Annotated in this window: 17 protein-coding genes; 3 read left to right on the top strand and 14 right to left on the bottom strand. The window is 43.7% G+C overall.

Going from position 1 to position 13118, the window contains the following annotated elements; translation table 11 throughout:
* The 7 genes from CI597_RS15190 to CI597_RS15160 form a co-directional block, all read right to left on the bottom strand.
* A partial coding sequence (locus tag CI597_RS15190) for a transposase (protein ID WP_198959584.1) occupies nucleotides 1-305 on the bottom strand: 305 nt, incomplete at its 3' end.
* Between the two features lie 110 nt (nucleotides 306-415).
* Nucleotides 416-1435, bottom strand: a complete 1020-nt coding sequence (locus CI597_RS15185) for an NUDIX domain-containing protein (RefSeq protein ID WP_024728893.1) — start codon at nucleotides 1433-1435, stop codon at nucleotides 416-418.
* Nucleotides 1436-1463: 28 nt separating this feature from the next.
* Nucleotides 1464-2186, bottom strand: coding sequence for a nitroreductase family protein (locus CI597_RS15180; protein WP_024728894.1), 723 nt, complete (start codon nucleotides 2184-2186; stop codon nucleotides 1464-1466).
* A complete protein-coding gene (locus tag CI597_RS15175; protein ID WP_006567901.1) occupies nucleotides 2183-2530 on the bottom strand; it encodes an MmcQ/YjbR family DNA-binding protein in 348 nt (115 codons plus the stop codon). Before CI597_RS15175 ends, CI597_RS15180 begins: the two co-directional genes overlap by 4 nt.
* Nucleotides 2531-2637: 107 nt before the next feature.
* A complete protein-coding gene (locus CI597_RS15170; RefSeq protein ID WP_006567902.1) occupies nucleotides 2638-3216 on the bottom strand; it encodes a hypothetical protein in 579 nt (192 codons plus the stop codon).
* A 53-nt stretch (nucleotides 3217-3269) separates the two neighbouring features.
* The gene (locus CI597_RS15165) at nucleotides 3270-3518 is read right to left on the bottom strand and encodes a hypothetical protein (RefSeq protein ID WP_024728895.1); all 249 of its coding nucleotides are present in this window, start codon (nucleotides 3516-3518) and stop codon (nucleotides 3270-3272) included.
* Between the two features lie 285 nt (nucleotides 3519-3803).
* Entirely contained in the window at nucleotides 3804-4337 is a 534-nt protein-coding gene (locus CI597_RS15160) for a GNAT family N-acetyltransferase (protein WP_024728896.1), read from the bottom strand.
* 146 nt (nucleotides 4338-4483) lie between these two features.
* Between CI597_RS15160 and CI597_RS15155 the strand changes: the two genes are divergently transcribed.
* Nucleotides 4484-4669, top strand: coding sequence for a hypothetical protein (locus CI597_RS15155; RefSeq protein WP_006567906.1), 186 nt, complete (start codon nucleotides 4484-4486; stop codon nucleotides 4667-4669).
* Between the two features lie 12 nt (nucleotides 4670-4681).
* Nucleotides 4682-4942 carry a spore coat protein gene (locus CI597_RS15150; protein WP_006567907.1) on the top strand — a complete coding sequence of 87 codons (261 nt, stop codon included), beginning with the start codon at nucleotides 4682-4684 and terminating at the stop codon, nucleotides 4940-4942.
* 163 nt (nucleotides 4943-5105) lie between these two features.
* On the opposite strand, the gene CI597_RS15145 is transcribed toward CI597_RS15150, so the two are convergent.
* The gene (locus CI597_RS15145) at nucleotides 5106-5612 is read right to left on the bottom strand and encodes a hypothetical protein (RefSeq protein WP_095143003.1); all 507 of its coding nucleotides are present in this window, start codon (nucleotides 5610-5612) and stop codon (nucleotides 5106-5108) included.
* On the opposite strand from CI597_RS15145, the gene CI597_RS15140 reads away from it, so the two are divergent.
* Entirely contained in the window at nucleotides 5592-7679 is a 2088-nt protein-coding gene (locus CI597_RS15140; protein WP_095143002.1) for a hypothetical protein, read from the top strand. The genes CI597_RS15145 and CI597_RS15140 overlap by 21 nt on opposite strands.
* Before the next feature lie 120 nt (nucleotides 7680-7799).
* On the opposite strand, the gene CI597_RS15135 is transcribed toward CI597_RS15140, so the two are convergent.
* The 6 genes from CI597_RS15135 to dapA form a co-directional block, all read right to left on the bottom strand.
* The gene (locus CI597_RS15135) at nucleotides 7800-8042 is read right to left on the bottom strand and encodes a GGDEF domain-containing protein (protein ID WP_006567910.1); all 243 of its coding nucleotides are present in this window, start codon (nucleotides 8040-8042) and stop codon (nucleotides 7800-7802) included.
* A gap of 33 nt (nucleotides 8043-8075) precedes the next feature.
* Complete coding sequence (locus CI597_RS15130) at nucleotides 8076-8711, bottom strand: endonuclease III domain-containing protein (RefSeq protein ID WP_024728899.1); 636 nt, start codon at nucleotides 8709-8711, stop codon at nucleotides 8076-8078.
* 299 nt (nucleotides 8712-9010) lie between these two features.
* Nucleotides 9011-9520: an MBL fold metallo-hydrolase gene (locus tag CI597_RS18975; protein ID WP_024728900.1), complete on the bottom strand. Its 510-nt coding sequence runs from the start codon at nucleotides 9518-9520 to the stop codon at nucleotides 9011-9013.
* A 206-nt stretch (nucleotides 9521-9726) separates the two neighbouring features.
* Nucleotides 9727-11055: an SLC13 family permease gene (locus CI597_RS15115; protein ID WP_024728901.1), complete on the bottom strand. Its 1329-nt coding sequence runs from the start codon at nucleotides 11053-11055 to the stop codon at nucleotides 9727-9729.
* An 88-nt stretch (nucleotides 11056-11143) separates the two neighbouring features.
* Nucleotides 11144-12133, bottom strand: coding sequence for a hydroxyacid dehydrogenase (locus CI597_RS15110; RefSeq protein ID WP_024728902.1), 990 nt, complete (start codon nucleotides 12131-12133; stop codon nucleotides 11144-11146).
* A gap of 32 nt (nucleotides 12134-12165) precedes the next feature.
* On the bottom strand, nucleotides 12166-13074 hold the full coding sequence (gene dapA, locus CI597_RS19565) for a 4-hydroxy-tetrahydrodipicolinate synthase (protein ID WP_024728922.1): 909 nt from the start codon (nucleotides 13072-13074) through the stop codon (nucleotides 12166-12168).
* Between the last annotated feature and the right edge of the window lie 44 nt (nucleotides 13075-13118).

Below are 13118 nucleotides of genomic sequence, written 5' to 3'. Positions count from 1 at the left end.
TCGAAAGTAGATTTCCGATCTTGTGGCACAGGGATCTGCATAGAACCATAACTGCTATTTACCTGTTTTGGTTTGTATCCATTCCGGTAATTCTCATTGTCGGAGCGTTCTGATTTTGCATATCCCAGATGATCATCCAGTTCCGCTTCCATCATTTCCTTGATGGTTCCGCCAAGGAGATCTTTCAGGGCATCTTGAATATCTTGTGCTGTTTGGATATGGTATTCCTCCAGGAGCTGATGGATGATGTTGCGTTTCCCTTCTGTCATTTGTACTTTGTGCACTGGTTTCTTTTCTCTTGCCATAATAAAAGGCCCTCCTATGATTTTTATTTTATCATAGAAGAACCTTCTAAGTTCTATTTTACAGAAAAAGTTTCACACACTCTCATCCATTGTCAGTATCGCTCCTCTTATTATTTACACCCCATGAACTCTCCGAGCATCTTGATCTCATCCGCGAAAATACAGTGTCTGATCTCGCCGTTCCGGGCTTTTTCTTCAAATTCTCCGAAGTCCATCCAGAGAACAGAATCCACTTCTTCCTTCTGCAGCCGGAACTGTTCTTCCGCAAGATCTGTCTCATATACGTAAACTGCACTCAGCTCATGGTTATGAAACGGCTTTCCGTGAAAGATATCCTTTACGACGGAATCTCTCATTCCTATAAACTTAAATTCTTCCGGCTCTGTCGTTACTCCCAGTTCTTCGGAAAGTTCCCGCACCGCAGTGTTCAGATAATCATCCCCTGCCGCCATGTGGCCTGCTGATGACACATCATAATACCCAGGAAATGCGTCCTTTTCTTTGCTGCGCTTTTGCAGCAGGACATCAAATCCGTTTTGTTTTCTGCGCACCAGCCAGATATGGGAAGTTCCATGGAGATCACCGCCCGTGTGCACAATTGATCTTTCCTTTACGATCCCTGTAGGTTTCCCGTCCGAAGTCAATATATCAAAAAGTTCCATATCTTCGCCGTTTAGACAAGCCTGTCTAAGGCAGTCCCCCTGATAGACAAGCTTCAGCGAAAAGAAAGGTCCATTCTCAGCCAGCAGCTTAAAAAAGATCTTGTCCCCCTCCCAAAGGTTCAGGTCCAAAATATCCTTCTTATCCACCCATTCTAAGACCCCTTCATTGCAGGCGGTCAACTCCCCCTTAAATCCGTCTGCCGTAAAAAGGCTGATGTATTCCATCGGCCAGTCGTCACAGAGAAACGTAAGAATACCTCTAAACTTCCATGACGTAAGATGAAGCCCCGTCTCTTCTTTTACCTCTCTTAACAGGCAGTCCTCCGGGCTTTCTCCGTATTCAAAATGTCCTCCCACGCCGATCCACTTGTCCTTATTAACATCGTGTTTTTTCACGGTCCGGTGAAGCATTAAATATTTCTCATCTTTTTCTATATAACACAGCGTTGAAAATTTTGTCTTGCTCATCGATCATCCATCCTGTTTTTATTCTCTGTCAATAACGGAATTCTGCTCCGTTTCCTAATTCCCAGTATCCTGTTTTTTCCGTTCCCAGCTCAAAATGAAGCTTTGCGATCCCCATATCAATCTCTTCAAATCCATTTTTGACCTTCACATGGGCTGTAAACTTTCCATCCTTCCACCGAAATTCCACCGGCTGTGCATTCAGGGCAGACGGGGCCTTCTCAACTGCTTCCATCCCCTGCATGATCCAGTCCGGAATCTTTTCTTCTGTCTTGAGCATCTGATCTGCTTTTTTCCCTTTTTTCTTTACAAAAGAAGAGATCATCTTTTCTTTCGTCCTCTTATCCGCCTCTACATATCCAACCGTAATGACCGCCTCAAGGCTCTCTCCCTGTTCTAAATCGCACACACAGCTGTCCTTCTTATATGTACTGCCCACCCAGCATGTGCCGAGTCCGGTAGCAGCAGCCAAAAGGACCAGCTTTTCACCGTAATAGCCCAGCTTTTCTTTTAAATCGGGATCGTCTTTTCTGCCCGCCATTGCAATGAATCCATGCACATTTTTAAACATGCCGTAGCTCATTTTAATCTTGGAAATGTTGCCCTCATCTGTGATGAGCTGCAGATGGAGCCCCTGTTCCTTATTGATTTCCCGGATCATCTGAAACAACGGCTTTGCATCTTTTTCCCTTATATATTCCGGAAGGTACGTCCTTCTGGAACATCTTATGTTGATTGCTTCTCTCGTATTCATTTCTGCCTCCTTATGCCTGCTTGAATCAAATCGTAGCTCTCCCCGATCATGCGTTTGATATCCTCATCCGGCACTGAACCGTCAAGAATGATGGAATTCCAATATTTTTTGTTCATATGAAAGGCCGGCACAACAGAATCATAAGTCTCTCTCCATACCAAGATCCACTCCGGATCACACTTTATATTAACCCAGATATGTCCGTTTCGTTCAAAAATAAAAGCAAATGTCTTTTTATTCATCTCATGTCTCATGAGTGTCCAGTTGCTGTCATGAAACGGATAGTCTTCATAAACCTGCTTCAGTGACATGCAGAATTCAATCACTTCTTTTCTTGTTCTCATACCCCGGGCCTCCTTTCTATAGCCTTTTTATTATAACACTGATTCTTGATTTTTGCCCGGAAAAAGAAGAAACAGACAGAAAAATGCTGTCTGCTTCTTAATATTTGCTAATATTTTTTTATCGTAAATGCGGTCGTCTGAGGCGGAATGCTTGCGGTCATAAAATCAGCATGTTCTACCCGTACCCGGTCGCCCTGTTTTAAGTCCCTAAGCCGTATTCTGCTTCCCTGGCGGTCCAGAATCGGAGTATTCTCTGTGACTACAAAACGGATCTGGCTTTCCGGTTTTCCGGGTATTCCTGTGTACAGGAAACCGTTGTGCAGATCAACCCCTGCCACTCTCCCGTCGGTAACCGCTGTCCCGCAGGGATTGCTTTTCACAATGATCCTGTATGCCCTGGCCTGGGGCGGAATACTTTTTGTCATAGCCTTTGAGATCCAGGCATCGACCGTCATGCCTTCCTTCAGATCCCTGGAAGTAATTCTTTTCCCGTCGCTGCAGTGGATCAATGTATGCTCATCCACAATCATTACAACGACGGACTGAATTCTGCTGTCTTTCTGAAGTCTGCACACTGTTTTGACGTAATCTGCGTCACCCGAATGCATGATATTTTCAATGGTCCCGCCCTGGATATTGATTGTTTCTCCCTGATCCGAATCCCATATATTTTCACAAAAGCTCATGCTTATACAGTTCCTTTTTCTTTTATATTATGCAGAAATATAATTTTGTGAAGTTATTTACTGTATTTTCCTGAAAAATATTCTTCCAAATACGCTTTTGCACTTTTTTTATCCTGAATCTCTTTTTTGACATATGTAAAATATTCCAATGCATCCTGCCAGTCCTTTGTACTGAAGCTTTCCGCATCAATTTTATTCAAAATCCGGCTTATTTCTCTGTCTTTCTGCCTGTCTCTGAGTTCCGAAAGATATGCACATCTGCTTTTCTCTTCCAAAAAATCCAACAGTCCCTGATCTGCCATCTTCTATATCCTCCCATTCTCTGTATCTCCCTGTACTTTTGTCCGTAAAGAACGCCTGGTGATTAAAGCAGACTTTTTTTGAGTATTTTCAGCTTTTCCATGACCACCATCTGCCGGTCAATATTCTGGTCTTTGGCAGACACTCTAACATATCCAAACACACGATGTTTTCCTGATTCCATAAATTCATTCCCCCCTATATACTGTAGGTTAAAAATCTACTCCTATAAAGTATCACAAGAAAGAATCAATCTTATACTCGGAGGGTGTGCCCTGTGGGGATCTTTAAGCTTGTATCTCATACACTGTCTCAAAAATCTGCTGTTTCATCCGTTCAAAATCTTCTTTCGATGACTTCTTTGGATATGTCATATTTTTCAGCAGCAGAGAGGATTGTCCCTGCTGGAGATCCGGCTGTATATAATCAAAATCATTGAGGCAGAACCCGGCTCTTTCGTAAAATCCTATCCTTCTCCTTGCCAAGTCTGTTCCCGGCTCTTCTACTTCCAAAAACACTGTTTTTTCCGTATTATTCAAAAAATCATTCAGGAGCATTCCCCCGATTCCATTTCCCCTTAAGGATGCATCAACCGCAAAATGCTCTATAAAAACGAATGTGTCAAACTCCCACACGGCGAGAAGGCCATGGATTTCGCTTTCTTGTTTCACTGTATAAAGCTGATACGCCGAACGGCCGAGAAGGTTTCTCTGACCTTCTTCATTCCTTATTTCACTTGGCGGAAAAGCCTCTGTCATCAGTTTATAAATTTTTGAAAATTTTTCTGCTTCTGCCTTTTCCCATTGATAGATATGCCTCAAAATAAAACCTCCATAAAAAATTCATTCATTTTTTAATTAAATTTTATTACAAAATCAATCAAATTTATACAGCTGTTTTCATTTCGCATACTATAAAAATTGTTTGGGATACTAAAGAGGTAATAAATTTTAAAGGAGGCATTACAATGGCAAATATATCTATGTTAGATTTACAGAACCTTCGTCACTTAATCGGCGGTTTTGACACCACACACTGCAAAATGCAGGCTTATGCAGACCAGGCGACAGATCCCGCTCTGAAAAAATTCTTTCAGCAATCCGCTCAGTCAGCAATGGACAGTAAACAAAAATTAATGCAGTTTCTTAAGTAAGGAGGAAGCAAAATGTTAGATGATAAGACAATGGTAGCCGATACGCTTGCCGGCGTAAACGGAGAGCTGACAAGGTACGGCGGAATGATCGCCCAGTCGGAAAACCAGGAATTAAAGCAGACATTAAAACAGATGAGGAACCAGTGTGAAATGTCTCAGGAAGAGATTTATAAGCTTGCCAGAGAACGTGAGTATTATGTTCCTGCAGCACCTGCCACTCAGGAAGAAATAGATCATGTAAAATCTCTGTTCCCACAGGATAAAATGTTTTAAGTAAATTTATTTAAGGCGGCATCCAAAATATTAGGTTTGTGATCAGCCCCTTGTCAAGTAGACAGATGAAATATCTAAAATAAAGTGCCGGAAATGGTCATGTACATGCATGGCCATTTCCTATGCACACCATTTTTCTTTATATTTTTCAATGCGCGGACTTTTACATAATATCTTTTTTTGCCTTCAGTTTCTTCAATGGATAATAGAGATTCAGCCTGCTGGATAGGATACCATCATTTGAAAAAACAATAGTTTTATCCTTTCCTTTGATTGCATCAAAGAAAGCCTTCTTTGCGGTATAGCTGCTGTTGGGGAAATTGATCATGGCAACTTTTCCTGTCTGCATGGATTTCAGTTTAGATACAATGTTTGGATTGTTAATGAAATATTGAAAGTCAACATCAAACTCATCTTTTATGTCTATTCTATTATTTCCATTGTTTATGACACATTTTTGATTTAAATCACCGGCCTGATCAGCAATCCTTACACCAGATATCTCATATGCTCCTGAAGGGGCCTTAGATGAAATTGGAATATTAAAAGTATATTTACCTGAAAATTTGGGCGAGTTTGACCATTCCCCTTGCCTGTTATTTCTGCATATACTAAATATAAGATTGAACTGAAAAAAGCAGGTGATATTTTGACTCCAGTCTCCAATCAAACTGAGCTTCTGAACGCTGTGGCTTCCAAAGAAACTCACATTCAGGCAGTCTCAGATTTCACAGTCTCCAAACAGATCACTGTCCGCTGTTCCCTGACACTCACTGGCTGTTCCGATGAATGTCCGGTCTCCCTTTATAAGGATGCTTCCTTTCCCTCTTCTATGTTTCATGTTTTAGAAGGAGGCAGCCTCACCCTTCAAAACATTGTGTTAGACGGTCAAAAGGAACTCCATTCAGGCAGAGATCCTATGAACCGTTCCTTAATATTGATTTCGGGCGGTACGCTCATTCTGAAACACGGTACAGTTCTCCGAAACAACCATTCCTATACAGAAGGGGGAGGCGTTTATTTTTCAGGCATCGCTTCCCTTCCAAACAATTTCCTGATGACCGAAGATTCGCAGATTTCGGGTTGCTCCTCCAGACTCTGCGGAGGAGCTGTTATGGCCGCTGTCAAACATCCCGATGATAAACTTTCAATCCTGGGACGCGCTTTGATCACCCACAATACTGCGGCCCACGGCGCCGGGATCTATCTTCGCTCTTTTGAAAAGCGGGCGGGAAGCATCCTCACCGTTTCTGACTCGTCAGCCATAACTGATAACATTGCCCTGGGATGCGGTGGCGGCATCAATTTCTCAGGCTTCCGTGAAGATGCTGAAATACCTTCTTCCCTCACAGTGTCAGGTAATGTGAGGATCTCCGGAAATGCCTCTGCTTACGGGGGAGGTATTTACTTCTTCGGCTGCAGTGAGGAAGATCAGCTGGATATCGAAAAGGACTCTGTCCTCTCTGAAAACAGTGCAAAAGAAAACGGGGGAGGTCTCTGCCTGGTTTCCCAAACAGGTGCCTCAGTTACAGTAAATGAATGTTCTATTTCCAAAAACAAAGCCGATGGACAGGGCGGAGGCATTTCACTCACTAATCGTTCTTCAAAAAAATCTGTCCGCCTGGCACTGATGAATTCTGATATAAAGGGAAACCGGGCGGCTTCCTGCGGCGGAGGCATTGTTTTTAGTGCAGGCAGCGGAGAATTTTCCTTTCACCTTACAGACAGCAGGATTTTTGAAAATATTTCTTCTTCTGACGGCGGCGGTATTGCCATGAGTTCATCCGGCAGCGGCATTGTCAATGTGTCACAGACTTCATTTTCCAGAAACACCGCAAAAAAATCCGGCGGCGGGCTGGCCTTTCTGTCTGAGTCTTCATCTAAAGCAAAAAATCTCTCCCTGACATCGTCAGAGTTTATCAAAAATCAGGCAGGATCAGGCGGAGGAATCTTTCTTGATTCCAAAGAAGGCGCTGCGGATGCAAACCTATATGACTGTATCATCGAGGACAATACGGCTCGTTTTGGGTGCGGCGGCGGTATCCTGTCCCATGGCTTTGGCAATATTGTAAGTTTAAGAGGCACCACACGGCTTTCACAAAACCTTGCCAAGAAAGCAGGAGTCGGTATCTCTCTTGAATGCGGCAGTTCTCTTATTCTTGAGGAAGGACCAAATTTATATGACGGCTTTTTCCTCAAAGATGCTGATACTCATCTCTACCTGCAGAACACCCTCCATCCCAATGCATGTATCCGTCTTGAGAATTCCGAATATATTTCTCCAAACAAGGAAGGAAATCCAATCGTCATCTGTGCCCCTTTATCCGAATATTTCGGTCTTCAGCCTTCGGACGCCGAAAAATTTCGGATGCCATCCCACAGGTTTAACGGCTGGGAATTTCGTCTAAATCCTGACCGAACTTTTGTCCTGCTGGCTCCCGTCCGTTTCAGGATACGCTATGAGAACCTGTTGGAATCCTCAAACACCAACCCAGTTTTTTATACGACAGATTCACCTGATCTCATCCTGAATCCTCCGGAAGAACTTCCGGGCCTTGCCTTCCTCGGATGGTATGACGATCCATTCGGCGGAAAACAGATAAATATGATCCCCCACGGAAGCACGGAGCATTACACGCTCTATGCCAGATGGAAACCAGAACCCGTGGGGTTAAAGTCCCTTCCCCTTTTCAGGAAACGATTTCCTCTTTCTCTTCTGAGCAAAAGAAAGCATTAAAATAAGGGAGTAAATCACAGTACGATTTACTCCCTTCTCCATACAGTTTATGATCGGCCAGAAATTGTATATCCGTTTTTTCCTCTCTGCTTTGTCTTGTAGAGAGCCGCATCCGCATGATTATACAGCGAGACAAAGTCTGTTCCGCCCCAGAATATCATTTTCACGGATATGCCCTCGTATAACTGTTATAAACTCTTTAATAGCCATATCCCTAAACACATGGCCGAACCGGCCGTTGGCCTGCTTAAAGTTATCAATATCCAACAGGAAAAAGGCATACATGGCAACCTGATTTTTTGACAAGACCTTCCCGATGCACCTTTCTGCAGCATTGGTTTTGAATAACTTTTGTTTCTTCATGCCGGCTCCTCCTCCCAGTCCTCTGTCCCGACACTATAACCCTTCTTTGGGGCATATATCCTTCAGACAGCATACCTCACAGTGTGGCTTTGTCCTTGCAGTACAGATATCCCTTCCGAGAAATACCAGCCTGTGGCAGAAGTCGCTTCCTTCTTCGGGAGGTATGATCTCCCAGAGTGCCATCTCTACTTTTTTTGGATCTTTGATCTGATCCACCAGTCCCATGCGGTTCACCAGCCGGATGCAGTGAGTATCCGTGACGATTGCAGGTTCTCCGAAAACATCGCCCATCACAAGGTTGGCGCTCTTACGTCCTACCCCCGGAAGTTTCATCAGAGCCTTAAAGTTATCCGGAATTCCGCCGCCGTATTCGTCTCTCAATATTTTCATACAGGCACTGATATCTCTCGCCTTACTTCGTCCAAGCCCACACGGCCTGACGATCGCCTCTATGTCCGCCGGATCTGCTTCTGCCAGAGCATTCACATCCGGATATTTTTCATATAAATCCTGAACAACCACATTGACTCTGGCATCTGTACACTGTGCCGCCAGACGCACGCTCACCAGCAGTTTCCATGCCTGGTCATAATCCAAAGTACACCCTACATCAGGATACTCCTTTTTCAGCCTCTCTATGATCTCCAACGCTAATTTGTCTTTTGTCATATTGTACTCCTCTATTTCTATTATAACAAATAGGCATTTGCGAAACGCCGGAATCCGCATAAATACGGCATTCTTTTTGCTACAAAACAACTCCTCAATGATTTATGGTAAAATTGAGATGTCAAATAACAATTAGCAATATCACCAAAAAAGAAGTTGCACCTATATGATAACATACAAACAGCTTTCTTTGGCAGATATTTTTACCGATTGTTCTCATTCTCACGCTGCTACCAGCAGACCTCGTAAACATCTTCTTTATCCGATGCTCAAGGCCCTGTTATTACAGCTCATTTTCTCTATTCCGAGACATCTCTCTTGATCGAATTTCTCAAATACTCTTGCTCCTTCATCTTCTGCAAATATTCTTCCGTGATCTCGGCATATCCATTCACAAGACTTGGCATCGGCGTAACCGGATGTTCCCGAAACATTTTTACATCCGGTTCACCCATGTAGATTTTGGTTCCGAACATGTTTTTAAAAAAATTTACAGCGCCAAAGTGATCAACATGGCCATGCGATAAAATAATCCATTTTACGTCTGCCGGATTAAAACCCATTTCCCAAATTGACTGTATCAGCACTGCCTGCGCTCCACAATTCCCAGCATCAAACATAAGAAGACCTTCTCCCGTGTCCACAATATGCCCGCAGACCCAGCTATCACCAACATAGTATAAATTTCCATAAATTTGAAATGGTTTTACATAGCGCAATTCCTGATTAATAAAAAATTTTCCTGTCTTTTTACCTGCAATTCTGTTCCGATGCTCCTCATAATCCTTATAATCTGATTTTATTGACATTTTACTGTTCCTTCCTGATATAAATTCCATCGGCTGCTGGCCGGCACAAGCCGAAGACCCGTGGGGTGGTCTGCAGCCGTATAATCTTCAAGTATATTTGTATGATGTACTGTTCGCGAAAACAATGCACAACAGGAAGTACAGTTTCATTATAACATCTGCTATAATTCCACTATACTTCCTACTATGCGGTTTATTTTTTAACTTTAGAAGAGGAATGCTACTGAACTTACAGTAACTACTGCGATCAATATGATCAGCAATGGCCCGCCAATCTTGACAAAGTCGGAGAATTTATATCCGGCCGGTAAAATCTGCATGTTGACAGCTGTTCCGTAAGATGTTGCAATTGCCAGATTCGAACACGCCGCAATTACGATAACCCACGGAACCGGACTGATTCCAAGACCAAGCGCCATTGCGATAGCAATTGGGCTGATCATAGCCGCCGTTGCATTGTTCGACATAAAATTCGTCAGTACGCTTGTTAAAACTGCAATTACAATTGTAAGAACTACTACGGAAGCGTTTTTCCCTCCGAAAAGATTCAGTACTGCGTTTGCGATCAAAGCTCCGCCGCCTGATTTATCAAGTCCCGCTCCAAGTCCGCCGATACCGCCGATTGTAATCAGTACATCCCAAGGAAGCTCTTCATAAGCTTTCTTGACCGGAATACATTTTGTTCCAAGAACGATAACTGCACCTAACATACCGATAACGCCGATTGTAAAATGGCTTTTAAATGGTTCAAATCCACTCGCCACGAATAAGAAAATGCACAGAAGCATTGTAAATACTGAAATAGCTCCTTTCTTGCCATCCGCCGGATCATTTGTGCTTTTTTCTTCAACTGCCGGGGCATCTGCATACATGTTTCCCACATTGAAGTCCGGACTTTCCGGTTTCAGAACTTTCTTCAGCAAAGTATATCCGATCGTCCCCCAGAAGACAACCTGCACGATAGCTGCCGGAAGCATGATTTTTGTCATATCAAACATTCCAAGTCCATCTTTATATCCGTCATATCCCTGAAGCACCGCGTTCGCCGCAAGCTGTGATGTAGACCCGACCAGCGTACATGCCCCCCCAATGATTGCTGCAGTTCCCGCCGGGAAAATAACCATCTTAGATCGGATCCGTCCGTTTGATCCAGCCGCTACAACAGCGATCAGAGGCATCCAGATAGCTACTGTTCCGTTATTGCTCATAAACGCTGACATCAAACAGCATACAGCGCTTGCTGTTACGATAAATCTGCGTTCCGTCTTTGCTAAAAATGAATTTCCAATTCTGTCGCCGATTTTCTGAGCCATGCCGGTCTCAAAGAGCGCCGCGCTTACGATACACATCCCGACGACCATTGCCCAGCCAGGAGCGCTGAATCCGGCATATACTTCCGAAAGTTCCATCTGCGGAATCAGAATTCCCATTGCTACGGAACTTCCCATAGCCACAACGCTCATTGGCAATTTATTCCACATGAACAGTACAATTGTAATTGCTGCAATTATAATTGCTATAATACTTGAACTCATAGTTTTTTCTCCGTTTCCCCACATAGTTTTTCTTGTAACTTAACTTTATACACTCAAATATAAGAGTTCAGCCCTTTATTATGGCTTCTTATACTTCTGCATACTCCGTGTCTTTCCACTTCGGATGATCATATACCGACCTGTCTGCTACGAATGGCCATTTCTTTCCCTCTGCTACTGCCAGACAGCCTTTCACACACATTTGAGCCATTTTAATGACCGCTTCTCTTGTCTGTGCCGCCGAATGAGGGCTTACAATCAGATTTGGGCAATTCAAAAGCGGATCATCTGTCTTTGGAGGTTCATTGCAGAATACGTCCGTTGCTGCCCCTGCAATTTCACCTGCTTTCAATGCCTCTGTCAGATCTGCTTCGTTGATGATTCCGCCGCGGCTGCAGTTAATGATCAGTGCCGTTTTCTTCATTTCTGAGAGCTGCTTTCTGGAAATCATATTTCTGGTTTCCTCGGTGAGAGGCACATGAATGGATACTACGTCACTGATTTTCAAAAGCTCTTCATAGTTCTCATAGTACTCTGCGCCGTAACCTTCTACCTGTTCTTTTGACAAAAACGGATCATAGGCTGCTATTTTCATTCCACATCCTTTACAGATCTTTGCAGTTTCACGTCCGATTGCCCCAAGTCCAAGAATCCCAACGTTCTTACCTTCCAGCTCAAATGCTTTTTTAGCTCCACGGATTTCCCAGTTGCCTTTACACATTTCCGTCTGAGCTTCCACCAGATTTTTGGAAAGTGCGAACATCATCGCCACCGCATGCTCTGCAACGCTTCTGTTATTGGCTCCCGGTGTGATAACTACAGGGATCCCATGCGCTGTAGCTGTCTTCACATCTACGGAATCATATCCTACGCCTGTACGCCCGATAACCTTCAGATTCGGGCTGTTCTCGATGGCATGTCCGTCACATTTTGCAATCCTTACGATCAGAGCGTCTGCATTCTTCATTTCATCCAGATAATTGTTTGGATCCTGATTATCTGCAACATAAACATCCGCGATTCCGTCCAGCATCTGAAGCCCTTCCGGGCACACGGCCTGTGTCATTACAAATTTCATCTTCTATTCCTCGCTTCTTTCTAATCTTTTATTTAGTTCATACCCTTATCAGCGTTCTCTTTTAAAACCCTCTTAAGCGCTTCTACGCCTTCATCGCACAGATAGTTGAATGGCCTTCTGCATTCTCCTACCGGATATCCAAGCATCGCAACGGCCTTCTTAACTACTGTGTTCGGATTCCCATATTTGAACACTGCGCGGAAACTTGCGATAGAATCCTGCGCCGCCTGCGCATCTTCCAGTTTCCCTTCTTTGAAAAGATTGTAAATAGAAGAAAGTACATGAGGATATACATTGGAGCATCCGGCGATCCCGCCAGTTCCCCCTTCTTTTAATGCCGGAAGGATCAGGGAATCATTTCCTGATAATACAAAGAAATCTTTGTCAAGATCCTGAGTCTGATGAATGTATGCTTTCAGGTTCTCCCAGTCCCCGCTGGAATCCTTTGCCCCGACAATAATATCTACGTCTCTGGCGAGCCTGGCGACCGTCTGCGGAAGAAGTTTGTTGCCTGTGCGTGCCGGAATGTTATAAAGTACAATCGGCGTGTCCACATGTTTTGCAACTTCTACATAATGGTCATACAGTTCTTTCTGAGATGCGACCGCAAAACTTGGCGTAATAATGGAAAGCACGTCTGCCCCAAGCTCCTCCGCTTTCCTGCTCATACGGATGGTATCTGCTGTGGAAATGCATCCGGAGCCTGCATATACAGGTACACGTCCTTTTACCTGATCGATCGTTGCTTCAAGCACTTCAACCTTCTCATTCTCGCTTAAGATATAACCTTCCCCGTTGGTTCCAAACGGGAAAATACCATGCACACCGCCGTCAATCAGACGTTCAATCTGTGCGCGGAGTTCCTCTGTATTCATACTTTCATCCGCTTTCATCGGTGTTAAAATTGGTGTGATAATTCCCTTCAGTTCAACTTTTTTCATGATGCGTTCTCCTTTCAATTTTGAATTTTTATGAAGCACTTTCT

It is taken from the genome of Anaerostipes hominis (ex Lee et al. 2021), assembly GCF_002270485.1.
Classification (GTDB): domain Bacteria; phylum Bacillota; class Clostridia; order Lachnospirales; family Lachnospiraceae; genus Anaerostipes; species Anaerostipes hominis.
This window is presented reverse-complemented; position numbering and strand designations above follow the sequence as displayed.